Annotated in this window: 24 protein-coding genes and 1 tRNA gene; 13 read left to right on the forward strand and 12 right to left on the reverse strand. The window is 64.4% G+C overall.

Translation table 11 applies throughout. The annotated features are described in order from the left end of the window. Both HU218_RS00005 and HU218_RS00010 read left to right on the forward strand, forming a co-directional pair. On the forward strand, positions 1-446 hold a 446-nt coding region (locus HU218_RS00005), incomplete at its 5' end, for a MotA/TolQ/ExbB proton channel family protein (RefSeq protein WP_174872865.1). A 14-nt stretch (positions 447-460) separates the two neighbouring features. Beyond that, positions 461-712, forward strand: a complete 252-nt coding sequence (locus tag HU218_RS00010; protein WP_174872866.1) for a hypothetical protein — start codon at positions 461-463, stop codon at positions 710-712. Between the two features lie 292 nt (positions 713-1004). On the opposite strand, the gene gabP is transcribed toward HU218_RS00010, so the two are convergent. Continuing rightward, positions 1005-2408, reverse strand: coding sequence for a GABA permease (gene gabP / locus HU218_RS00015; protein WP_174872867.1), 1404 nt, complete (start codon positions 2406-2408; stop codon positions 1005-1007). A gap of 161 nt (positions 2409-2569) precedes the next feature. Between gabP and pdxR the strand changes: the two genes are divergently transcribed. Continuing rightward, on the forward strand, positions 2570-4078 hold the full coding sequence (gene pdxR, locus HU218_RS00020) for a MocR-like pyridoxine biosynthesis transcription factor PdxR (RefSeq protein WP_174872868.1): 1509 nt from the start codon (positions 2570-2572) through the stop codon (positions 4076-4078). Positions 4079-4094: 16 nt separating this feature from the next. On the opposite strand, the gene HU218_RS00025 is transcribed toward pdxR, so the two are convergent. The 4 genes from HU218_RS00025 to metH all read right to left on the reverse strand — a co-directional run bounded on the left by HU218_RS00025 (position 4095) and on the right by metH (position 10169). Then, the gene (locus HU218_RS00025) at positions 4095-4607 is read right to left on the reverse strand and encodes an acyloxyacyl hydrolase (protein WP_174872869.1); all 513 of its coding nucleotides are present in this window, start codon (positions 4605-4607) and stop codon (positions 4095-4097) included. A gap of 157 nt (positions 4608-4764) precedes the next feature. Continuing rightward, positions 4765-5592 carry a substrate-binding periplasmic protein gene (locus HU218_RS00030; protein WP_174872870.1) on the reverse strand — a complete coding sequence of 276 codons (828 nt, stop codon included), beginning with the start codon at positions 5590-5592 and terminating at the stop codon, positions 4765-4767. Between the two features lie 112 nt (positions 5593-5704). Further along, positions 5705-6280: a TMEM175 family protein gene (locus tag HU218_RS00035; RefSeq protein WP_174872871.1), complete on the reverse strand. Its 576-nt coding sequence runs from the start codon at positions 6278-6280 to the stop codon at positions 5705-5707. Positions 6281-6437: 157 nt separating this feature from the next. Then, positions 6438-10169 (reverse strand): methionine synthase, encoded by a 3732-nt coding sequence (gene metH, locus HU218_RS00040; RefSeq protein WP_174872872.1) that lies wholly within the window; start codon positions 10167-10169, stop codon positions 6438-6440. A 122-nt stretch (positions 10170-10291) separates the two neighbouring features. Between metH and HU218_RS00045 the strand changes: the two genes are divergently transcribed. From HU218_RS00045 to HU218_RS00055, 3 genes are all read left to right on the forward strand, one after another. Next, complete coding sequence (locus tag HU218_RS00045) at positions 10292-11047, forward strand: substrate-binding periplasmic protein (RefSeq protein ID WP_174872873.1); 756 nt, start codon at positions 10292-10294, stop codon at positions 11045-11047. 65 nt (positions 11048-11112) lie between these two features. Then, entirely contained in the window at positions 11113-11694 is a 582-nt protein-coding gene (locus HU218_RS00050) for a YqiA/YcfP family alpha/beta fold hydrolase (protein WP_174872874.1), read from the forward strand. A gap of 107 nt (positions 11695-11801) precedes the next feature. Continuing rightward, entirely contained in the window at positions 11802-12776 is a 975-nt protein-coding gene (locus HU218_RS00055; RefSeq protein WP_174872875.1) for a quinone oxidoreductase family protein, read from the forward strand. Positions 12777-12854: 78 nt separating this feature from the next. Here the strand turns inward: HU218_RS00055 and HU218_RS00060 are convergent, their stop codons facing one another. The 3 genes from HU218_RS00060 to HU218_RS00070 form a co-directional block, all read right to left on the reverse strand. Continuing rightward, on the reverse strand, positions 12855-13313 hold the full coding sequence (locus HU218_RS00060) for a hypothetical protein (protein WP_174872876.1): 459 nt from the start codon (positions 13311-13313) through the stop codon (positions 12855-12857). 60 nt (positions 13314-13373) lie between these two features. Next, positions 13374-13730, reverse strand: coding sequence for a hypothetical protein (locus tag HU218_RS00065; protein WP_174872877.1), 357 nt, complete (start codon positions 13728-13730; stop codon positions 13374-13376). A 67-nt stretch (positions 13731-13797) separates the two neighbouring features. Then, entirely contained in the window at positions 13798-14397 is a 600-nt protein-coding gene (locus tag HU218_RS00070) for a hypothetical protein (protein ID WP_174872878.1), read from the reverse strand. A gap of 209 nt (positions 14398-14606) precedes the next feature. Here HU218_RS00070 and HU218_RS00075 point away from each other — a divergent pair, with 209 nt between their 5' ends. Next, a complete protein-coding gene (locus HU218_RS00075; protein ID WP_174872879.1) occupies positions 14607-15338 on the forward strand; it encodes a response regulator in 732 nt (243 codons plus the stop codon). Beyond that, on the forward strand, positions 15335-16480 hold the full coding sequence (locus HU218_RS00080; protein WP_174872880.1) for a histidine kinase dimerization/phospho-acceptor domain-containing protein: 1146 nt from the start codon (positions 15335-15337) through the stop codon (positions 16478-16480). The genes HU218_RS00075 and HU218_RS00080 overlap by 4 nt, the downstream gene beginning before the upstream one ends. Here HU218_RS00080 and HU218_RS00085 read toward each other — a convergent pair. Beyond that, a complete protein-coding gene (locus HU218_RS00085; protein WP_174872881.1) occupies positions 16475-17026 on the reverse strand; it encodes a cation:proton antiporter domain-containing protein in 552 nt (183 codons plus the stop codon). The genes HU218_RS00080 and HU218_RS00085 overlap by 6 nt on opposite strands. A 302-nt stretch (positions 17027-17328) precedes the next feature. Between HU218_RS00085 and HU218_RS00090 the strand changes: the two genes are divergently transcribed. Further along, positions 17329-18630: a chloride channel protein gene (locus HU218_RS00090; RefSeq protein WP_174872882.1), complete on the forward strand. Its 1302-nt coding sequence runs from the start codon at positions 17329-17331 to the stop codon at positions 18628-18630. A gap of 148 nt (positions 18631-18778) precedes the next feature. Here HU218_RS00090 and HU218_RS00095 read toward each other — a convergent pair. Continuing rightward, positions 18779-18863 (reverse strand) — tRNA-Leu (locus HU218_RS00095). A 52-nt stretch (positions 18864-18915) separates the two neighbouring features. Further along, entirely contained in the window at positions 18916-19788 is an 873-nt protein-coding gene (gene rsmI, locus HU218_RS00100; RefSeq protein ID WP_174872883.1) for a 16S rRNA (cytidine(1402)-2'-O)-methyltransferase, read from the reverse strand. Positions 19789-19911: 123 nt separating this feature from the next. Here rsmI and HU218_RS00105 point away from each other — a divergent pair, with 123 nt between their 5' ends. Genes HU218_RS00105 through HU218_RS00120 form a run of 4 tightly spaced genes read left to right on the forward strand, consistent with a single transcriptional unit; the run spans position 19912 to position 22455 of the window. Continuing rightward, positions 19912-20919, forward strand: a complete 1008-nt coding sequence (locus tag HU218_RS00105; protein ID WP_174872884.1) for a penicillin-binding protein activator — start codon at positions 19912-19914, stop codon at positions 20917-20919. Beyond that, positions 20916-21254: a YraN family protein gene (locus HU218_RS00110; protein ID WP_174872885.1), complete on the forward strand. Its 339-nt coding sequence runs from the start codon at positions 20916-20918 to the stop codon at positions 21252-21254. Before HU218_RS00105 ends, HU218_RS00110 begins: the two co-directional genes overlap by 4 nt. A gap of 38 nt (positions 21255-21292) precedes the next feature. Then, a complete protein-coding gene (locus HU218_RS00115) occupies positions 21293-21883 on the forward strand; it encodes a phosphoheptose isomerase (protein ID WP_174872886.1) in 591 nt (196 codons plus the stop codon). Then, positions 21880-22455 (forward strand): BON domain-containing protein, encoded by a 576-nt coding sequence (locus HU218_RS00120; RefSeq protein ID WP_246210677.1) that lies wholly within the window; start codon positions 21880-21882, stop codon positions 22453-22455. Before HU218_RS00115 ends, HU218_RS00120 begins: the two co-directional genes overlap by 4 nt. A 55-nt stretch (positions 22456-22510) precedes the next feature. On the opposite strand, the gene HU218_RS00125 is transcribed toward HU218_RS00120, so the two are convergent. Beyond that, positions 22511-23701 (reverse strand): sensor domain-containing phosphodiesterase, encoded by a 1191-nt coding sequence (locus tag HU218_RS00125; protein WP_174872887.1) that lies wholly within the window; start codon positions 23699-23701, stop codon positions 22511-22513.

Consider the following 23701-nt stretch of genomic DNA (forward strand, 5'->3'; position numbering starts at 1 on the left):
CTGCCGGCAGCGAGAAGCTGTTTCAGGCCGGCTTTGCCGAGTTCCTCAAGCTGCGCCGCCAGAGCGGCATGGAGGCCTCCGACCAGCTGGACGGCGCGCGACGCGCGATGCGTGCCGCCGCGCAGCGCGAGCTGGATGCGCTGGATCATCACAACGCGTTCCTCGCCACCGTCGGCTCGGTCAGCCCGTATATCGGGCTGTTCGGCACGGTGTGGGGCATCATGCACGCCTTTATCGGGCTGGGTAACGCCGGCCAGGCCACGCTTGCCACCGTGGCGCCCGGTATTGCCGAGGCGCTGATCGCTACCGCCATCGGCCTGTTCGCGGCGATTCCGGCGGTGGTGGCCTACAACCGTTTTGCCGCCGATGTCGATCGCCTGGCAGGGCGCTTCGACTCGTTCATGGAAGAGTTTTCCAACATCCTGCAGCGGCTGGCGGCGCGTTGAGCCGGCTAGGTTATGTGAAGCCGTTCACCTTCGGGTGGGCGGCTTTTTTCATGCTGCGGCTTGCGGCCAACAATTACCGCGTTGCTGTGGTGTTTTGCTTGGGTATGGAATCCGCTGCGCGGATGTTGTTTGAAGTCGCCGGTTCCGCCCGGCAGACGGGCGAGGGGGCGGGCCGCCGCCCCCTCGCGACCCCGCTCGCCCTAATGGTCCGCGAAACCCCGGCCAAAACGGCATTCGCCAGGCGCCGGCAATTCACCGTTTGCTAACGTCAAACGGCTCAGCTGCCGTCTTAAAACCTGGCGAACACCATTTTGGCCGGCGCTCCCCGTGGGGCAGTCTGGCGCTACACAACGCTGGCCGCATGCCTTTCGCCGCTTGATACAACACAACGTGTGTTGCAGGGCGTAAGCCCCGCAGGGGCGTTCCGCCATTGGCTGCCGGTTTGCGGCCAACCTTGTTTCTTGCCTGCGAAACGCCCGGTACTAACGGACGGCAAGCAAAAAAATGCCCGTCGCGGTTGCGACGGGCGAGTGCTGTGACACAGCAGGGTCAAACCAATCAGTTGCGGGCCATGGCCGGGCGCAGGGTGCTGCTGTGGCGCCACGGGGTGCCGAACAGGCGGGAGCGGATCCAGCCGACGACCAGCAGCGCCAGGGTCAGCACGCCGGTGCCGATCACCTCGATCTGGTGATCCGGGCGGAAGGCCATCAGCAGTACCACCGCGGTGATGAACAGGATTACCGCCCAGGTCAGCCACGGGAACAGCCACATCTTGAACGCCGGGGTCTCGCCGGCGGCAATCATGCGCTGGCGCATGCGCAGCTGCGAGATGGCGATGGCCAGGTAAACCAGCAGCGCGATGGTGCCGGAGGTGGCCAGCAGGATGTCGAACACTTCCTTCGGCATCACGTAGTTGGCGATCACGGTGAGGAAACCCACCACCATCGAGCCCAGCACCGCTTTTTGCGGCGTGCCGTTGGCCGCCACGGTGCCGAACAGGCGCAGCGCGTCGCCGCGGGTGGACAGCGAGTACAGCATGCGCGAGGCGGTATACAGCGCGGAGTTCAGGCAGCTGGCGACCGAGATCAGCACCACCACGTCGACGATGGCCTTGGCGTTGGGGATGCCGATCAGCTCCAGCGTGCGCTGGTAGGAGCCCAGGGCCGCCAGTTGCGGATCGTTCCACGCCACCAGTGCCGTCACCACGAAGATGGAGCCGAGGTAGAACAGGCTGATCCGCCATACCACCGAGTTGGTGGCCTTGGTGATCTGCTGCTGCGGGTTGTCGGATTCGGCGGCGGCGATGGTGACGATCTCGGTGCCGAGGAAGGTGAACATGGTGGTGAGCATGGCGCCCAGTACCGCACCGAAGCCGTTGGGCATGAAGCCGCCGTGGGAGAACAGCTGCGACACGCCGCTGACCTGGCTGCCCGGAATCAGGCCGCAGATGGCGGCGCCGGCAATGGCCAGGAAGGCGACGATGGCGATCACTTTCACCAGCGCGAACCAGAATTCGAATTCACCGTAGTTCTTCACGCTGAACAGGTTGGTGATGGTCAGCAGTACGGTGATGCCCAGCGCAAACAGCCACATCGGCACGCCGGCAAACCAGGCATGCAGGATGGTGGCGGCGGCGTTGGCTTCCAGCGGAATCACCAGTACCCAGAACCACCAGTACAGCCAGCCGATGATGTAACCGGCCCAGTGGCCGATGGCGCGATCGGCATAGGTGGAGAACGAGCCGGTATCGGGCGAGGCTACCGCCATTTCGCCCAGCATGCGCATGACCAGCACCACCAGCAGACCGGCGATGGCGTAGGCCAGCAGTACTGCCGGGCCGGCTTCGGCGATGGCGTGGCCGGAGCCGACGAACAGGCCGGCACCGATAACGCCGGCGATCGACAACATGGTGACGTGACGTTGCTTGAGCCCGTGGCTCAAGCCGGAGGAGGGAGCGCTCATCAAACTTTCTCTCTATTGGTCCAGGGGACGACCGCGCAGGCGGTCCATCTTGTTGTTTTATTGTTATTGCTGCATCGGGGGGAATGCAGGCCGGCAGTGTAAGGGGCCATTGGCGATATAATTAGACCCAATCCTGTTTTTTTGATGGAACCAATAGCGCCATGACATGGTTGCCGCCTCCCGCTGCCGCCGGCAGTTCGCCACTGCTCGGCGATCTGGTGCAGCAGCAGTTCGACCCGCATAGCCGCGAGGCCAACAACCAGCAGCTGTACCGGCTGCTGCGCGACGCCATGCTGCAGGAGCAGTTGCCGCCGGGGCTGCGGCTGCCGTCGTCGCGGCAGCTGGCGGCGGAACTGGGGGTGGCGCGCAACACGGTAATCCACGTCTACGAAAGGTTGGCCGCAGAGGGTTATGTCAGTGCCGGCGTCGGGCAGGGCACGTTTGTGCTGGATACCCGGCCGGACCGGCTGGTGGGGCTGGAGGCCGCCCAGCCGGCGGTACCGTCAGCGGCACAGGCGGCAATCTCGACGCGCGGCCAGGCGCTGGTGGCGCAGGCCGGTGCCGCCGGGCGGCAGTGGGGGGCTTTCATGCCGGGGGTGCCGGAGGTGCGCACCTTTCCGGCTCGCATCTGGATGCGCTTGCACAACCGGCAGTGGCGCAAGCCGCAGCCGGACCTGCTCACCTACGCGGTGGGGCCGGGCCTGCCGGCCTTGCGCCAGCAGCTGGCCGACTACCTGCGCAGCTCGCGCGGGGTGCGCTGTTCGCCGGAGCAGATCATCGTCACCAACGGCACCCACGCCGCCATGCAGCTGGTGGCATTGCTGCTGGCCGACAGCGGCGATAGCGCCTGGGTGGAAGATCCGGGCTACTGGGGGGTACACAGCGTGTGGCGCAGTGCCGGCCTGCAGACGCTGCCGGTGGCGGTGGACGAACAGGGGCTGATGGTGGACGAGGGCGCGCGGCAGGGCGAGCCGCGGCTGATCTACGCCTCGCCGTCGCACCAGTATCCGCTGGGGGCGGTGATGAGCCTGGCGCGCCGGCGCCGGCTGCTGGCCTACGCGCACCGGCATAACAGCTGGATCGTGGAGGACGACTATGACAGCGAGTTCCGCTACGGCCGGCCGCCGCTGCCATCGCTGCAGGGGCTGGACCCACACGGGCGGGTGATTTATCTGGCCACCTTTTCCAAGGTGATCTACCCGGGTTTGCGGCTGGCCTATATGGTGGTGCCGGAGGCGCTGGTGGAAAGCTTCCAGACCGGCCTGTCCGAGCTGTATCGCGGTGGCCAGTACCTGACGCAGGCGGTGCTGGCGGACTTCATTGCCGAGGGTCATTTTGTCGCCCATATCCGCCGCATGCGCCAGTTGTACGCGCGGCGGCGGCAGGCGCTGCTGGGCGCCATCCGCCAGCATTTCGGCGACCGGCTGCCGATTCACGATGGCGCCGCCGGCCTGCATCTGGTGCTGGGGCTGCCGGCTGGCAGCGACGATCTGGCGGTGAGCGAGGCGGCGATGGCGGCCGGCATCCTCACCCGGCCGTTAAGCCAGTACTACCGCGGCAGCAAGGCACAGCCGGGCTTGTTGCTGGGCTACGCCCACGTGGACGAGGCCGATATTGCCCGCCATTTCGCTACCCTGGCACAGGTGATCCAGCGTTGCTGCCCGGGCTAGGGTTGGCCGCGGCCACTCAATACTGCCACTGGTAATACAGCGAATAGCCTTCGATGCCATCGTTGGGCTGTTTCAGTCCGCCATTGGAGTAATGGATGGCGCGCAGCCCCAGGGTATGGCCGCCGCCCAGCCGCAGGCCGACACCCAGCCGGTCTTCCATCTGCAGCGCGGTGCCCAGCTTGTGGTCATCCACCCGGCTATGGCGGAAGGCTGCCAGACCGATGCCGGCCTCGACGAAGGGGCGGATGCCGTTGCCGTGGAATTCGTAAACCAGCACTGGCGATACCGACAGCGACTGGTTGTCGGCGCTGTCCTGCGCCTGCCAGTAGCTGACGGCGGCATCCCAGTAACCGGTCAGCCGGCCGTGGCGACTTTGCCACCAGCTGCTGTCAAATTCCTGCTGCCCGCCGAAGCGGAAGTAGTTCGACCCCTCGCCATTGCTGCCGGCGCCTAACGACAGATCGAGCGCGGCGGCGTGGCCTGCCAGCACCGCACATAACAATCCGGCCCAGATGGTGTTGTTCTTCATGTCTGGCATCCTCTTCGCGACCGCAAAATGACAAAGAAGCAGCGTGTACATGGAGTATAGAAAGTGGGGGAAAGGCAACAAGCCGCGATCCTGGCGGACGGCATAAAGCGTCGGCACTGTTGGCCGCAAGCCACAGCCGCGGACGGTGTGCCAGGGTTTACTTCAGCAGCGAGGTCGCGGTCAGCGCCCAGGGTTGGCCGCCCGGCGGGGTATGCACCACGGTGTCCGGGCTGAATAGTGCCCGTCCCTGGCGATCCAGCAGCTTGTAGCGCTGCGCCAGCTGCTCGTAGAAGCCGGAATGCGCCAGCTGCCGGATGGCCTTGTTGAAGCGCTGGCGGGCTTCCGGGCTGCGGAACGACAGCGAATACAGCGTCGGCGGAAACAGCGCGTGGCTGCACACCGGGCGGCGGGAGCTGACCGGCAGGGTGGGCGGCGCCGGCAGTTGCAGGAAGATGAACAGGTCCGAGATCACCACATCGGTGCGGCCGCTATACAACAGGTTGCCGAGGATGGCCTGTGGCGAGACTTCGACATAATCCGGATTGACGCGCGCCATGTCGGCGTATTCCGCGCCCAGAAAGCGCTGCGCATTGTGGAAGGCGGCCACGCGGAAGCGCCCCAGCGCGTGGATGCTGTCCAGGCTGAGCTGCGGCTTGCACAGCGAGATCGCCATATTGTGGTAGGCGATGTAAGGCACCGACACGAAGGGGCCGTTGCGCGAAATGGCGGCATCCACCCGGCCATCGGCCAGCGCCAGTTGTGCCCGCTGGTTGGGCATGTACTGCACCTGCGGTTCGTAACCGGCCAGTCGCAGCGCAGTGGTGGTCAGCTCGTATTCGATGCCCGCATTCTTGTCCTGCAGGATATAGGGCGGCTTGTGCTCGCCCAGCGCCAGCAGCAACGGCGGCAATGGCAGCTGGGCAGCAGCGATCTGGCCGCATAATGCGGCCAACAGCAGGCAAAGGTGGTAGAGACGATTGGGCATGGCGACTATTGTAATCGTGTGGCGCTGTGCCATTGTCATGAAATGAGTGCAATCAGGGGTTTGACTGTCGCAGGTCAAATCACCGGTGGTGGCAGTCAGACAGGTGTCGGCGCTATGGCTGCTGGAGGCGTTCCAGCCGCCGGTCCGGAATCAGCCACAGCAGGGCCACCAGCGCATAAACCGCTTGCCCCAGCCACTGCCAGCGCAGCGAGACAGCGATGCCGGCAAGATAGAGCAGCGGCGACAGCTTGCCTTTCCAGTCGTGACCCAGTGCCCGCTTCAGCGGCGAGCCCTGGCCGTCGCTGCACATGATGCTGAATTGCAAAAGATGCCAGGCAATGGCGGCCAGCAGCAGCACCACGCCATAAGCGGCCGTGGGCAGCGCGGCAAAGTGGTTTTCTCCCATCCAGCCGGTAGCCAACGGCAGCAGCGACAGCCAGAACAGCAGGTGCAGGTTGGCCCACAGCACCCCGCCGGAAACACGGCTGGCGGCATGCAGCAGGTGGTGGTGATTATTCCAGTAGATGCCGACGTAGATGAAGCTCAGCACATAGCTCCAGAAACTGGGCAGCAGCGGCGTTATCGCGCCCCAGCCGCTGCCGTGCGGTACTTTCAGCTCCAGCACCATGATGGTGATGATGATCGCCAGTACACCGTCGCTGAATGCTTCCAGGCGGCCCTTGCCCATACTGTTTGCTCCTGTGCGGTGATGGCGCGCCCGGTAGGGCGGTGCACCGTGGTTAATCGGCAATCATTGCTTACATCGTAGCGGTAAATGACAAACGGCAAGCCTGTCGGCCTGCCGTTTCGGAGTAATGCGGCCAACGTTGGCCGCAGGACATGGCTTACGCGTTGTAGCCCAGGTTGGGCGCCAGGTCGCGCTCGGCCTGTTGCACGCTGACACCGCGACGCTGGGCGTAGCTTTCCACCTGATCGCGGCTGATCTTGCCGACGCCGAAGTAGCGGCTGTCCGGATGGCTGAAGTAGAAGCCGGACACCGCCGCCGTCGGCAGCATGGCGTAGCCTTCGGTCAGCGTCATGCCGATCGCCGGTGCGTTCAGCAGCTCGAACAGTTCGCGCTTCACGGTGTGATCCGGGCAGGCTGGGTAGCCTGGCGCCGGGCGGATGCCCTGATACTTTTCGTCGATCAGCGCCTCGTTGTCCAGGTTTTCGCCGGCGGCATAGCCCCAGAACTCGGTACGCACGCGGTGGTGCATCAGCTCGGCAAAGGCTTCGGCAAAACGGTCGGCCAGCGCCTTCAGCAGGATCGCCGAGTAGTCGTCGTTGGCCGCCTCGAAACGCGCCACGTGCGGGTCGATACCCAGGCCACCGGTGACGGCGAAGGCGCCGATGTAGTCATCCACGCCGCTGTCGGCCGGGGCGATGAAATCGGCCAGCGACCAGTCCGGATTCTTGTTGCCGTCCTTATCGGTTTTCACCAGCTGCTGACGCAGGCCGACCCAGGTCATCAGCGGCGCGCGGGTGTCCGGATCGAGAATCTCGATGTCGTCCACGTCCACGCTGCGCGCCGGGAACAGGCCGATTACCGCGTTGGCCTGCAGCCACTTCTCGTCGATGATCTGCTGCAGCATGGCCTGCGCATCCGCCCACAGCGCGCGGGCGGATTCACCGACGATCTCGTCGTCCAGGATCGCCGGGAAGCGGCCGGCCAGCTCCCAGCTCTGGAAGAACGGCGTCCAGTCGATGAAGCGGGCAATCTCGGCCAGGTCATAATGCTCGAAGCGGCGCACGCCCAGCCATTGCGGCGTCGGCGGGGTGTAGTTCGCCCAGTCGATGCGGTGGCGTTGCGCGCGCGCTTCGGCAATCGGCAGCAGCTTGGCATCGCCGCGGCCTTCGAAAATGGCGCGTGCCTTGGCGTAGTCGTCGGCGACTTCTTTCACGAACGGGTCGCGCAGGGTGTCGGACAGCAGGTTGGAACACACGCCGACGGCGCGGCTGGCGTCCGGCACGTAGATCACCGGGCCGCTGTAATGCGGCGCGATCTTCACCGCGGTGTGCACGCGGCTGGTGGTGGCGCCGCCGATCAGCAGCGGAATGTCGAAGCTCTGGCGCTGCATTTCCTTGGCCACGTGCGCCATTTCTTCCAGCGACGGGGTAATCAGGCCGGACAGGCCGATGATGTCGGCGTTGTGCTCGCGCGCCGCATCCAGAATGGCCTGGCACGGCACCATCACGCCGAGGTCGATCACCTTGTAGTTGTTACAGCGCAGCACCACGCCGACGATGTTCTTGCCGATGTCGTGCACGTCGCCCTTCACCGTGGCCATGATGATCACGCCCTTGGCCGGCGCGTCCTGCAGGCCCATGCGGATCTTTTCTTCTTCGATGAACGGCTCCAGATAGGCCACCGCCGCCTTCATCACCCGCGCCGATTTCACTACCTGCGGCAGGAACATCTTGCCGGCGCCGAACAGGTCGCCGACCACGTTCATGCCGTCCATCAGCGGGCCTTCGATCACGTGGATCGGGCGCTCGCTCTTGGCGCGCACCTCCTCGGTATCCTGCTCGATATAGCTGGTGATGCCCTTGATCAGCGCGTGTTCCAGCCGTTTTTCCACCGGCAGCTCGCGCCAGGCCAGGTCCTCGCCCTGCTTGCCGGCCACCGCGTCGCCCTTGAATTTCTCCGCCAGCGCGATCAGGTTTTCGGTGGCGTCGGAGCCATCAGCGGTTGGCCGCATCAGCACCACGTCCTCGATACGCTCGCGCAGCTCGGCATCGACCTCGTCGTATACCTCCAGCGCGCCGGCGTTGACGATGCCCATGGTCATGCCGCGCTTGATGGCGTGGTACAGGAACACGGCGTGGATCGCCTCGCGCACCTTGTTGTTGCCACGGAACGAGAACGACACGTTGGACACGCCGCCGGAAATCTTGGCGTGCGGCAGGTTGTCCTTGATCCAGCCGGTGGCCTCGATGAAGTCCAGACCGTAGCGCGCGTGTTCCTCGATACCGGTGGCCACCGCGAAGATGTTGGGGTCGAAGATGATGTCTTCCGGCGGGAAGCCGACTTCATCCACCAGGATGCGGTAGCTTTTCTCGCAGATTTCCACCTTGCGGGCGAAGGTATCCGCCTGGCCCACTTCATCGAAGGCCATCACGATCACCGCCGCGCCGTAACGGCGCAGCAGGCGCGCCTGCTCGATGAATTTGTCGACGCCTTCCTTCATCGAGATGGAGTTGACGATGCCCTTGCCCTGGATGCATTTCAGGCCGGCTTCGATCACTTCCCACTTGGAGGAGTCGATCATGATCGGCACGCGGCTGATGTCCGGCTCGGCGGCGATCAGGTTGAGGAAGCGAACCATGGCGGCGTGGGCGTCCAGCATGCCCTCGTCCATATTGATGTCGATGACCTGGGCGCCGTTTTCCACCTGCTGCCGCGCCACGTCCAAGGCGGTGGCGTAGTCGCCGTTGAGAATCAGCTTGGCAAAGGCCTTGGAACCGGTGACGTTGGTGCGCTCGCCGACGTTGACGAACAGATCGCTGTCACCGATGTTGAACGGCTCCAGACCGGACAGCCGGCATTTCGGCTCGATGTCCGGCAGCTGTCGCGGCGGCAGGTCCTTCACCGCCTGGTAGATGGCGGCGATGTGTTCCGGCGTGGTACCGCAGCAACCGCCGATGATGTTCACCAGCCCGGCCTCGGCCCACTCGCGCACTTGAGGTGCCATGTCTTCCGGCGTCAGGTCATAACCCGTCGGCGCCAGCGGGTTGGGCAGGCCGGCGTTGGCATGCACCGAGACATAGGTGGACGAAATGCGCGACATCTCTTCCACGTAGGGGCGCAGCAGGTCGGGGCCCAGCGCACAGTTGAGGCCGAAGCTCATCGCGTCGGCGTGCGACAGCGAGTTGTAGAACGCCTCGGTGGTCTGGCCGGTGAGCGTACGGCCGGACTGGTCGGTAATGGTGCCGGAAATCATGATCGGCAGCCGCGTGACCTGTGGGCGCTCGTCAAAATACTTGTGGATTGCGAACACTGCCGCCTTGGCGTTCAGCGTATCGAAAATGGTTTCCACCAGCAGGAAGTCAGCACCACCCTGCACCAGACCGTCGATGGCCTCGCTGTAGGTGTCCACCAGTTCGTCGAAGGTCACGTTGCGGAAGCCCGGGTCATTCACGTCCGGGCTGATGGAACAGGTGCGACTGGTGGGGCCGAGCACGCCGGCACAGAAGCGCGGCTTGTCCGGGTTGGCCGCGGTCATTGCCACGCACAGCGCTTTCACCAGTTTGGCGGCTTCGTAGTTCAGCTCGCGCACCAGCGACTCCATGCCGTAGTCGGCCATGGCGATGGCGGTGGCGTTGAAGCTGTTGGTCTCGATGATGTCGGCACCGGCGTCCAGGTAAGCCTGGTGGATGCCGGCAATGATCTGCGGCTGGGTCAGCACCAGCAGGTCGTTATTGCCTTTTACATCGCGTGGCCAGTCCTTGAAGCGCTCGCCCCGGTAGTCGGCTTCTTCCAGCTTGTGGCGCTGGATCATGGTGCCCATACCGCCGTCCAGAATCAGGATGCGGCGCGCGAGCAGGTCGAAAACAGGGTGCGTAGCGTGTGTGGACATGGCGAAAGCTGCTTTTATAGGTAAAACTACGTAGACAAAAGAGCTTCATCTTATCATTGCGATTCAGCCGGATAAGCTCATTCTTTAGAAGAATACAATATAAAAGAAGCAGGGAGCCGCATATGCGGAAGTTGGCAGTCACACTATGGTTGGCACTCCTGGCCGCCGCCGGCAGCGGCCAGGCGGCAGAGCTGCGCGTCGGCGTGGCGGAGTCGGATGCACCGCCGATCGTGGTGATCAATGCGGCGCGCGAGCTGGCGCCGAGTCTCAGCTATGACATTGGTGTTGCCGTGGCGGGCAAGCTGGCGGCCAAGGCCAGATTCTTGCTGCTGTCGCGCAACCGGGTGGAACCGGCGCTGGAAAGCAGCGAGGTGGACATCGTCTGCAACGCCAATCCGGTATGGTTCGGCGATGCCGACAAGCTGGGCTGGACGCGTGATGTCTATGCGCAGGTGGAGCGGGTGGTTACCGGCAACAGCCTGCCGCGGCAGATCCAGTCGCAGCAGGATCTGGCCGGGCTGCGCATCGGCGTGATCCGCGGTTACAGCTACCCCGACGTGCAGTCGTTGTGGCAGCGCGGGGCTTCGGTGCGGGTGGATCACCCGCGGCTGGATTCGCTGCTGCGGGCATTGGGCATGGGGGCGGTGGATGCGGTGATTACCTCCGAGCTGGAGCTGGCCGGCTGGGCGCGCAGCCATGCCGCAGCGGCTCAGCACATCAAGGTGCAACCGTGGCAGGTGTCGATCCAGCCGACCTACTGCGCGGTGGCGCCCAGGTCGCGCTTTAGTGTGGCACAGCTCAATCAAGCCATTGCCGAGTTGGCGCGCAGCGGCGAACTGCGGCAGATCCTGCAGCGTTACCAGTGGCTGACACACTGAACAAGGTTTCAATGACACCGCAGATGCTGGCATACACTTGAAGCATCCATCCCGCGCAGGCCACCATGACCCACTACCTTTATCTGCACGGCTTCCAGTCCGGGCCGCAATCGCTGAAGGCGCGCGAGACGCGTGATTTTCTGGCGAGCAGTACCCCGCTGCATACGTTTGCCGCGCCGCAGCTGTCACCGTATCCGGCCACTGCCATCGCACAGCTGGCCGAGCTGATCGTCACGCAGCAGCAGCCGATGGTGCTGATCGGCAGTTCGCTGGGCGGCTTTTACGCCACCCATCTGGCCGAACGTTTCGATCTGCCGGCGGTGCTGATCAATCCGGCCATCTATCCGGAACGCGATCTGGCTCGCTTTCTCGGCCCGCAGCACAACCCCTATACCGGCGAGGACTACGTGCTGACCGAGCAGCACATGGCCGAGCTGGAGGTGATCCGGCCGGAGAGTGTGCATGCGGCCAACTACTGGCTGGTGCTGGGCACCGAGGACGAGGTGCTGGACTGGCGGATCGCAGCCGGCTACTACGCCGGTGCGCGGCAGAGCATCTTCAATGGCGATGACCACCGGCTGCAACGTTGGCCGCAATGCCTGCCAGCGCTGTTGCATGTCGATGGCCGGCTGCCGCAGCGCCACTAGCCACCGGTTCTGTCTGCAGAACAGCCTGTTGCTGCCCATCCCGCCCGCTTTATTGCAAGATGTCGCTCCATGTGCGCCAGGGAGGCGCCCACCGACAGGAGGCACCCATGAACCAGATCATCCGTTTTCACGCCACCGGCGGCCCGGAAGTATTGCAGCTGGAACAGAGCGATCCGGGCCAGCCCGGCGCGGGCGAAGTGTTGCTGCGCCACACCGCCATCGGCGTCAACTTCATCGATACCTACCATCGCAGCGGCTTGTATCCGCTGACGTTGCCATCGGGCCTCGGTACGGAAGCGGCCGGGGTGGTGGAAGCGGTGGGCGAGGGCGTCAGCCATGTGGCGGTGGGTGACCGTGTCGCCTATGCCGGCGGGGCGCAGGGTGCCTACAGCCAGCAGCGGGTGATGAATGCCGCGCCGCTGGTGCGGCTGCCGGACGATGTCAGCGACGAGCCCGCCGCCTGCGTGATGCTGCAGGGCATGACCGTGGAGTACCTGATCCGCCGTACCTTCGCGGTGCAGCCGGGACAGACCGTGCTGTGGCATGCCGCCGCCGGCGGTGTGGGACAGATCGCGGTGCAGTGGCTCAAGTCGCTGGGGGTGCATGTCATCGGTACCGTCGGCAATGCCGACAAGGCCGCCATCGCGCACCGGCTGGGCTGCAAGCATGTGATCAACTACCGCGAGGAAGACGTGGTGGCGCGGGTCAACGAGATTACCGACGGCAAGGGCGTGCCGGTGGTGTACGACTCGGTGGGCAAGGACACCTTCAACATCTCGCTGGATTGCCTGGCGCCGCGCGGCATGTTCGTCAGCTTCGGCAATGCCTCCGGTGCGGTGCCGCCGTTTGCGCCGCTGCTGCTGGCGCAGAAGGGCTCGCTGTTCTTCACCCGGCCCAAGCTCGGCGACTACGTGGCCAGCCGCAGCGAACTGGAAGCCAGTGCCGCCGCGCTGTTCGAGCGCATCGGCGCCGGTGCGGTCAAGGTGCAGCCGTCGGCGCGCTACGCGCTGGCCGATGCCGCTCGTGCGCATGCCGATCTGGAAGCGCGGCAGACCACCGGCTCCATCATTCTGCTGCCATAGGACTTGCGGCCAACGTTGGCCGCAACAACAAGGCCGCCGGTCGGTGACCGGCGGCCTTGTTCATGGTGATGGCGGGGACTAGCGCTGCTCGGAGCCGTCATCCAGTTGCTGGATGGCCAGATGCTGGCATTGCCGGCGGCGGCTGCCGAACAGGGCGCCACAGCGGCTGGCGGCTTCCTGCAAGGCGCGGCAGCGCTCCTGGGCGGTGCCCGGCCGGCAGGTGGGCGCCGGCAGGGCGGCGGCAAGGCACTGGCGGCGGGCCGCACCCTGCTGCTGGCTGCATTGGTATTGCGCCTGCTGCAGGGCGATGCAGGCGGCCTGGTCGCGTTCGCGGCGGCAGTTGGCCGGCGGGGTGAATTGTTGCAGGCAGGCGGTACGCTCGGATCGGGCCACGTCGCTGCAGCTGGCCTCACCCGCCTGCTGATACTGGCAGGCCGGGCTGTCCGCCTCGCTGCGGCAGCTGGCCGCCGATGCGGCCCAGACCTGTGATGCGGCCAACCCTGCGGCCAGCAGCCCTGCCCAGCGTAGCCATCTCATGCCCATCCCCCAATATCAAATCTCCTGCCAGCCGGAGCTTACAGCGCACCCTGCACGCTGCTAGTCCGGTGCGGCAAACGGCTGTGCGTTAAGCCGGTCCTGTTTTTTTCGCCAGCGTCGCCAGCCCTTGCCCTCTTGCTGTCCATCCGGCGGGTTGTCCAGACCGGAGGCCGGCGGAAAAGGGCGTACCGCCTCGTGGCGGCGGTAGAACTGGCGCAGGCGTCTGGCTTCTTCCGGGCTCAGCTCGCCGCGATCGATTGCTTCCTTGAGGCGCAATTCGCGCAGGCGCAGGGTGTCGCCCCCATCCTGCTGGTCGCGGAACGGTTGCGGCCCGGCAAACAGCGGTGGTGCGGCCAGTGCCGCGTTACCGTGGTTGGCCGCAATGCAGAGCAGCAGCGTCGGAAAAAGCCGATTCATAAGTGCATTCTATCTTGCGTGACGACGGCGTGCCATGTCGGGGCTGCATGGCACGCCGTCATGGTCATTACGGCTGCGGCGCAGCCGGCATCTGGCGCGGCTGGGTGCGGTCGCTGTTGCCGATCAGCTCCTGCAGCTTGGCGTGCAGCGCCTGCTGTTGCTGGCGCAGGGTGGCGATCTCGGCATCGGTCAGCGCGCCGGATTGCACGGCGGCATGAAACGCCTGCATGTCGTCACGGCTGCCCCAGTTGCCGCCGGCGCCATCGTGGCCGCGACCGTGCGGCTGGCCGTGGCGGCCAGGCTCCGGCAGCAACTGCGTCGGCCAGCTGCTGCGCGGCTGGGTGCGATCCTTGTTGGCGATCAGTGTCTGCAGCTTGTCATGCATGGTCTGGCGCATCTTTTGCAGACTGGCCCGATCCTCGGTGCTTAGCGTGCCGTCGGCCCGCAGTTTTTCCATCTGCGCGTGCAGCGCATCGCGGTCTTTCTTCAGCGTTGCCAGCTCGGCGTCGGTCAGCGCGCCGGACATCACGGCATCGCGGAAGGCCTGCATTTCGGCGCGGCGGGGTTTGCCGCCGTCGTCCATGCCGGGGCCAAAGGCCATGGCGGAGGCGGACAGGGCGGTGATGATGGCGATACCGGCTACGGTCAGCATGGTGCGGGTTTTCATAGGGCAGTTCCTTGCAGATGGCCAGCTTGGCCGTGAGGGATGACTGCACTGTAGGGGCCGGGTGTTGCGCAACTTTGAACCGGCGGCGGCAGAGTGTTAACGGCTGTTAAGGTTGGCCGCCGGCTTAATCAATCTTTACGCCGGTGCTGACGCAGGCGGTGCCGCAGGGTACGCTTGATACTGGATTCAAGGCAGGTAACGGAAAGCTTATGGAGCAACGCAAGATACTGGTGGTGGACGATGACGTGCGCTTGCGCGAGCTGCTGCAGCGCTATCTCAACCAGCAGGGCTACACCGTGGAAACGCTGCCGGACGCACGCGACCTGGACCGCAAACTGGCGCGCAATCGCCCGGACTTGCTGGTGCTGGACGTGATGATGCCCGGCGAGGACGGCCTGGCGGTGGTGCGGCGTTTGCGCGCGCAGGGCGAGCCGATTCCGGTGGTGATGCTGACCGCGCGCGGCGAGGACGTGGACCGCATCCTGGGGCTGGAAATGGGCGCCGACGACTACCTGGCCAAACCGTTCAACCCGCGCGAGCTGCTGGCGCGCATCAATTCGGTACTGCGCCGCTACGAGCACACGCCGGTGGTGGCCGCGCCGCTGGCCGGCGCGGAACCGCTGGTGTTCGGCCGCTGCGTGCTGGATCCGGCGCGGCGCGAGCTGACCCGCGATGGCTCGGTGGTAACACTGACCACGGCGGAGTACGCGGTGCTGCTGGCGCTGGCCAGCCACCCGCGGCGGCCGCTGACGCGCGAGCAGCTGATGGAGCTGGCGATGGGCAAGGGCGGCGGCGAGTCGCAGGATCGCAGCATCGACGTGCACGTGTCGCGGCTGCGCAAGGCCATTGAGGAGCCGGATTCCCCGCCGCGCTATCTGCAGACGGTGTGGGGTTACGGCTATGTTTTCGTGCCCGATGGCGGCAGCAGGGACGCAGGATGAAGTGGCCAGCCTTGCGCGGCACGCTGTTTACCCGCCTGGCGGCGCTGGTGGTGATGGCGGTGCTGGCCAGCCAGGTGTTTACCCTGTGGCTGGGGGAGCAGCAGAAGAACCGCCTGTTGTCGCGGCAACTGTATGCCCAGGTGGTGGATACCCTTGCCGATTACGAAGGCGTGCTGGACAGCCTGCCGGCGTCCCAGCGCGCGGCGTTCCTGCGCGCCAATGACCACATCGGCCTGCCGCGGCTGCTGCCGCTGGATGACACCCCGCCGCGGGCCAAGCACGTGCCCGGCATGGGGCGCGATCTGGCCGCCTCACTGGGCAAAGCGCTGGGCGAACCGGTGGAAGTGTTTTTTGCCAATGGCGAACGGCACGAGTTGTGGCTGAAGGTACCGATGCTGGCCGAGCACTACTGGCTGGTGATGCCGCTGGCGCGCTACCTGCCGCCGGCCTTGCTGCCCACCCTGCAGGCCGCCGGGCTGGTGGCGCTGCTGTCGGTGCTGGCGGCGTTCGCGCTGGCCTGGCGTACCCCGCGGCCGCTGTCGAAACTGGTGGCGGCCACCCGCGAGCTGGAAGCCGGCCGCACCCCGCCGCCACTGGTGCCCAGCGGTCCGCGCGAAGTGAAGCTGCTGATCGAGCGCTTCAACGGTATGGCCAGCGCACTGGAAAAAGCCGCCAGCGAACGGCGGCTGATGCTGGCCGGCTTGTCGCATGATCTGCGCACGCCGCTGACGCGGCTGAAGCTGGCGGTGGAGCTGCAGGACGACAACACCGAGCGCGAAGGCATGCTGTCCGACATCGACGAGCTGTCGCGCATCGTCGGCCAGTTCATCGATTTTGCCCGCAGCGAGGAGGCGCGTGCGCTGTCGCCGCTGGCGCTGGACGAGCTGGTGGACAGCGTGCTGGGCAAGTTCGCGCGCGATGGCATGAGCGTGAGCTTCCAGCGTGCCGATGCCACGGTGAACGGCGATGCGCTGGGACTGCAGCGCCTGCTGTCCAATCTGCTGCAGAATGCCCGCCGTTACGGTGCGGCGCCGTTCGCGGTGGCGCTGGAAGTGGCGGGGCAGCAGGGGGTGCCTTTTACACATCTGACGCCGCCGGGGGAATGTAGGGTGGGGAGTTCTGGGGGGGCCGTGGCATTATAAAAAAAAACAAAAAAAGCAAGAGGGCGCTGGAGGATGTGCACATAAGGTAAGTATAGGAGTCAGGACTAGAATAACGAAGGGGCATACAAGAGAGGGGTCCGTCTCGGGGGCTGGGAGATTTGTAAAAGAGACACCCCGCAGCACCGTGGCGGGCGAGGTTGCCATCGACAGCGCCGCCAGCAGCAAGGAAGCCGGCAGCGACATGGCCAGCCAGTTGGCCAGCGCGAATACCGCCACAAAAGTCAGCAGCGCCTCTGCCAGACTGCTTGCGGCCAACCACGGGTTGAGCAACAGCCAGCGCAGATTGATGCGGTGACCGCACTCGAACAGGATCAGACCGAAGCCCATGTTCGCCAGCAACAGCAGCGTTTCGCCATTAGCGCCGGACAACCAGCCCAACTGCGCCGGCGCGAAACAGAAACCGATCACCGCATAAACACTGATGCGGGAAAAATGCAGCCACCGGGCAATATACTCACCAGCAAACCAGGCCAGCAGGATGATGATCGGCCAGCCCAGTTCTTGCAGATTTTTCAGATACTCCATCCGGATACTCCCAGCATTGCACCGTCCGGCAGCGCACATGCACTACCATTGGCGGGCAACCGTCACTCAACAGTAGCCCAAGACAGTCGCAACAATTCAGACATCCGACAGCTTAATATAGTTTTGTCCAAAACTATATACCAATGCATATTTCCCCGCCGGCAATGCGCAGACTTGTTTTGGACAAAAATATATTGCTATACTGCACGCTGAGTTGAGCGCAACTTTGGTTTGATCACTGAAAGTTTGAGGCGTGACTGCTTGCGGTTATGCCTTTTTTTTTTCGCCGACTGTACCCTTCTATGCTGCCCCTTGATCGCACTCCGTCCCGCATTCTGCAGCTTGTTCACTGGCGCAGCTGGCGCGGTAGACTACTAGTCTGGGGTGGCGCCATTCTGGCCGCCCTGGTCATCGTCGTATTCGCCCGTGCCGTAGATGTAGCCATCGCCCTGTTTGGCGACGCCTACCGGCAATACCCGTTACTCCCCTTCGTACTGACCCCACTGGGCGGCATTCTGATCGCCTACATTACCCGCCATTACTTTCAGGGCTCGGAAGGTAGCGGCATACCGCAGGTCATTGCCGCCCTGAAACGGGCAGAAGACGAGGGCAAGAAAAGCCTGGTTTCGCTGCGCATTGCCTTTGGCAAGGTGATGATGGGAACCCTGGCGCTAGGCTGCGGCTTTTCCAGCGGCCGCGAAGGCCCTTCGGTACAGATCGGCGCCAGCATCATGTACAGCGTGCGCCACCTGTTGCCCAAGCGGTTCCCGGTCAGCCCGCATCACCTGATTCTTGCCGGCGGAGCCGCCGGCATTGCCGCGGCGTTCAATACCCCGCTGGCCGGTATCGTGTTCGCCATCGAGGAGCTGGGACGCAAATTCGAGGAGCGGACCAACGGCGTGCTGCTTACCGCCATCATCCTGTCCGGTATCATCTCCATCTCGCTGCAAGGCAATTACATCTATTTCGGCCACATCGCGGTAACCGCCGTCGATGGCCGGCTGGCGATCCCGATCCTGCTGTGCGGTATTGTTTCCGGCATTGCCGGCGGCCTGTTCTCCCGCGCCATGCTGCTGGCAGGCAAACCCTGGCCAGGCAAGATCGGCCAACTCAGAAGCGTTCACCCGATCTGGTTTGCCGGCCTGTGCGGGCTGATGGTGGCGATTCTGGGTTATGCATCGTCGGGTGCGGTGCATGGCAGCGGCTACCTGCCAACCCAGCAGGCACTCTCCGGACAGGCGTCCCTGCCGGTGCTCTACTCCGTAGAAAAAATGCTGGCCACGCTGTTCTCCTACTTTGCCGGCATTCCCGGCGGCATCTTCGCCCCCTGCCTTGCCGTCGGTGCCGGTATCGGCCAGGATCTGGCCTCCCTCCACTTGGGAGACATCAACAGCACCGCCTGGATCGCGCTATCGATGGCCGCATTCCTGGCTGCCGTGACCCAGGCGCCGATCACCGCATTCGTCATCGTGATGGAAATGGTGGACGGCCACTCGATGGTGATCAGCCTGATTGCCAGCGCGTTGATTGCCAGCCTGATTTCACAGGCCATCTCGCCGCCGCTGTACCACACCCTGGCCAAGAAATACCTGCCTAAGGAATAAGCAGCGACTAGCCGGCATTAAGGAAGATGGCGCAGCCATCTTCCGCACCCGGTCCGAACACCGCGTACAGGAGTAGAAAACAAAAAACCCGCAGAGCCTTGTGCTATGCGGGTTTCTGTACGTCCTTGGACGCTAACGATCTTTCACGTGGTGCCCAGGGCCGGACTCGAACCGGCACACCTTGCGGCGGGGGATTTTGAGTCCCCTGCGTCTACCAATTTCGCCACCTGGGCGAAAAATCATCAGGGGACGGATTATAGTCGTCGAATAATGTTGCTGTAAACCTTATTCCGCGGACTTAAGTTGCAATGCTGCATCGTACAGCTGCTTCTTGTTGAGATCGTAATGGCCGGCCACGATCGCCGCGGCCTGCTTGGTGGGTAACACGGCCGCCAGTTCGGCCAGCAGCTGACGCGCCGCGGCCGGCAAATCATCTTCGGCGACGGCGGTTTTAGCGGCGGCGTCGATAATCAGGACGCACTCGCCGCGCTGCTGGTTGCTATCAGCACGGATACGTGCGGCCAACTCGCCCGCCGGCAGACGCAGGAAAGTCTCGAAAGTTTTGGTCAGCTCGCGCGCCAGCACCAGTGGCCGGTCGGCGCCCAGCGTGGCGGCAATGTCCTCCACGCATTCCAGAATGCGATGCGGCGCCTCGTAGCACACCACGGCGTATTCCGCCTGCTGCCATTGCTGCAAGGTCTTGCAACGCGCGCCGCTCTTGGGCGGCAGGAAGCCGTGAAAGTGGAAATGCCCGGTTTCCAGCCCGGCCGCAGACAAGGCGCCGATAACGGCGGAAGCACCGACAATCGGCACCACGCGCAAACCGGCGGCCCACACCGCATCGGCCAGCCGCGCGCCCGGATCGGAGATGCCCGGCGTACCGGCATCCGACACCTGCAGCACGATCTTGCCCTCGCCGATCCACTCCACCACTTTGGCGGCCATCTCACGCTCGTTATGCTCGCGCAGGCTGACCAACTTTTTGTGGATGCCATAAGCGGAAAGCAGGCTGCCGGTCACCCGCGTGTCCTCGGCCAGCACGATATCGGCGGCATGGAACCCGCCCAGGGCGCGCACGGTCACATCCGCGAGATTTCCAATGGGCGTGGCCACCACATATAATGCCCCGTTGATAAACGTTTCCCGAGCAGAATTCATCAAGTGATCAAGCGCTGTCTGCACGTTTTGGCTCCATGGGTTTCCGGCACTGCCGTTTTATTGGCGGCCAGTGTAGCGATTGCCCAATCCCCAGGCTACATCCTGCAGCAAAATCAGCTGCAATTGCAGCCGCCCCCCGCCGGCAAGGCCGCCAGCAGCCCTGCCGTGGCGGTCGCCGCACCGGTTGTCGCCGCCCGGCCGGGCAGCAAGTCGCTGCATATCGGCCTGCTGCTGCCGCTGGCATCGCCACAATTGAAGGAAGCCGCCCAGGTAGTAAAAGACGGTTTCGATGCCGCCGCTGCGGCCAACCCGGATAGCTCAGTACAAGTCAGCGTTTCCAGCCTGGAAGACGACAGCAAAGTGCTCGACGGCTACCGGCAGTTGGCCGCACAAGGCGCCAGCTTCATCGTCGGCCCGCTGACCCGCCAGGGTGCGGCCAACCTGGCACAGGAAAGCAAGCTGCCGACACTGGTGCTGAACACGCTGGACAAGGCCCCGCCGGCTGGCAGCAAGGTATGGAGCCTGACGCTGGCGGTCGAGACCGAAGCGCCGCAAATCGTGCGCCTGCTACGCGATGACGGACGCCAGCAGCCGCTGCTGCTGTTCAATGGCGACGGTCTGTCGCAGCGCTTGCGCCAGGCGTTTGCCGAGTTCTGGGTGCCACGTGGCGCCAAACCACTGGCCGAACTGGATATCAGCAACCCGGATGGCGACAAGCTGAACGCGGCACTGGCAAGCAGCGACGCCGTCATCCTGGCACTGGACAGCAAGGAGGCCGCCGCCACCCGCGCGCTGTTGCCGCCGACCATGCCGGTGTACGCCTCGTCGCTGGTCAATATCCAGCAACCGCCCGCGGTGATGCAAGGCGTGCGCTTCGTCGACATGCCGTGGTTCCTGATGCCGGATCATCCGGAGACCCGCGGCATTGCCCGCCCGACATCCAACCTCACCCGCGCCACCGAACGACTGTACGCACTGGGCGTGGATGCCTACCGTCTGGCCGTGGCACTGGCCGGCAGCAAGAACGCGGCATTGATCAAGCTGGGCGGCGCCACCGGCGACCTGCGCATCGGCAAGGGCTGGCAAGTTCAGCGCGAATTGCCCAGCAGTGTGGTCGGCAACACGCAATGAGCCGGGAACGCGGCAACCAGTTCGAGCAACTGGCCGCCAGCTATCTGCAACAGCAGGGCCTGCAGCTGCTGGGCAGCAACTGGCAATGCCGCTTCGGCGAAATCGACCTGATCATGCAAGATGGTGCCAGCCTGGTGTTTGTGGAAGTACGCGCCCGCGCCGATAGCCGCTTCGGCGGCGCCGCAGCCAGCATCAGCGCCGCCAAATGCCGCAAGCTGACCGCTGCGGCCAACCTGTACCTGAGCCAGCATCGCCTCGATATGCCCTGCCGCTTCGATGCCGTGCTGTTTGACGGCACCGCCCCCGCCCAGTGGCTGAAAAACATTATCGGCTAGCCCCCCGCGGGCAGCCGGGCAAGACGCAAGGAAGCAATATGGACCTGATTGACCGCGCCGGCGGACATTTCCGCGAAAGCATCGCCACCCTGCAAATGGTGATGGACGAACTTTCTCCCGCGGTGGCGGTAGCCGCTGAGCGGCTGGTCGCCAGCCTGATGAACGAAGGCAAGATTCTGGTGTGCGGCAATGGCGGCTCGGCCGCCGATGCCCACCACTTCACCACCATGATGCTGGGCCATTTCGAGAAAGAGCGCCCGGGCCTGGCCGCCATCGCCCTGTCATCCGATGTACCGGCACTGACGGCGGTGGGGAACGATTACGAGTTCGACCTGATCTTCTCCAAGCAGGTGCGGGCACTGGGCCATCACAACGACCTGCTGCTGGTGATCAGCTGCACCGGCAATTCGGCCAACATCATCGAGGCGATCTATGCCGCCCACGAGCGTGGCATGAACGTGATCGCCCTCACCGGCAACGACGGTGGCCAGGTGGCCGAAATCCTGGCACCGGAAGACCTGCACCTGAATGTCCCCGTCACCCGCGCCGCCCGCGTGCAGGAAGTCCACCTGCTGCTGCTGCATGCGCTGTGTGACGCCATCGATTACATGCTGTTGGGAGGTGAATGATGAAACAACGCGTAACAGCCCTGCTGTTGGCCACCGTGGCTGCGGCCAACCTTTCCGCCTGCTTCCCGCTGGTCGCCGGCGGCGTGGCTGGCGGCGCCCTGGTCGCCACCGACCGCCGCACCAGCGGCGCCTATGTCGAAGACCAGGGTATCGAGCTGAAAGCCGCCCAGGTGCTGCGCGAGCGGTTTGCTGCAGCCAACGTATCGGTCACCAGCTATAACCGCGCGGTACTGCTGACTGGCGAAGTTGCCGACGATGCCCAGCGCAGCGCCGTGGAACTGCAATTGCGCGGCATGCCCAATGTCCGCCGCGTCTACAACCACCTGGTGGTGGCCCCCAATGCCACCCTGCCGCAGCGCAATGGCGACATTTGGCTGACCACCAAGGTGCGGACCCGCCTGCTGGAAGGCAACGGCTACCCGCCCAACGCGGTGAAGGTGGTCAGCGAACGCGGCGTGGTCTACCTGCTGGGCTTGCTAACCCCGGCCGAAGGCGAGGCCGCGGCACAGGTGGCAGCCACCACCTCCGGCGTGCAGCAGGTGGTGACCCTGTTCGAACCCATCGGACAGTAAGCCGGCACCACAAAAAAACCGGGCCAAGGCCCGGTTTTTTCATTGCCCGCCCGTCTCAGCGCGGCAACAGCACGTCGGTACACAACACGTGCATTTCCTCGTCGATCTCGATCGCCATCGACAACGTGACGCAGGTGCGGGTATCGGTCATCGACAGATACGGCTCGCTCATATACAGCACGCCCGGCTGATCGATGGCGTGCTGGAAGTAACTGCGCCGCGACCAGACCGCTCCGGTAGTGTCTTCCAGCGGCGCAAAACGCAGGTTGTCTTCGTCGCTGAGCTGGCGTGCATTGAGGTTGCGTCCCTTCTGCCGCCCCTCGTGATCGAGCAGGAAGCAGCGGATCACATCCGGTAACGCCAGCATCGGCTGGGCGGCAAAACGGAACTCGCTACCCTGCATCAGTGCGATCGCCGTCTGCACGAAGGCCTGTCGCGACAGCTCCAGCTGGCGACGGTTGAGCTTGCGTCGCAACAGCTCGCGGTTCATCAGCTCGTCCCATTTGGCGTCCAGCCGCGGGGTAATCAGGGTATCGGCATCCGGCACCGCGGCCGGGCGGGCGACATAGAAGCCCTGCACCAGATCGCAGCCGGAATCCAGCGCCACCACCACATCGGACTCGCTTTCCACCCCTTCCACCACCACCAGCGCACCAATTTCGTGCATCAGCCGCACCAGACGTGACAGCAGATTGCGGGTGCGCTGCTGCATCACCGCACTGCGCAGCAGGTTGCGGTCGAATTTGACGAAGTCCGGCTCCAGGCTGCACACGCGGTCCAGATTGGAATGGCCGACGCCGAAATCGTCGATTGCCAGCAGACAGCCCTGCTCGCGCAGCATAGCCACGCCTTCCAGCAGGCGCGCATCCAGCTCGATCGCCTGCTCCAGCACCTCCAGCACCACGCTTTGCGGCGCGATACCGGCTTCGCGGATGATATTGCCCAGTTCCGCCGCCTGCTTGGGGTCGGACATGGTCATCGCATCCACATTCAGGAACAGCCAGCGCTGGCTGTGCGGCATTTCGGCAAAGCGCTGGCAATGGGCGGCACACACCGCCAGATCCATCGCCACACGCTCGTCACGACGGATATAGCGCTCGTACACCTCCGGCGGCGACAGCGGCTGCCCCTGCTCCGAGGCTCGCAACAGCGCCTCCAGGCCCACGGTACGGCGGTGAGCCAAGCTGTAAATGGGCTGAAAATGAGAATCCAATAGCAAGGAATCTCTTACCGGTCGCTTATCCAC

This window comes from Vogesella oryzae (assembly GCF_902829295.1).
Taxonomy (GTDB): Bacteria; Pseudomonadota; Gammaproteobacteria; order Burkholderiales; family Chromobacteriaceae; genus Vogesella; species Vogesella oryzae.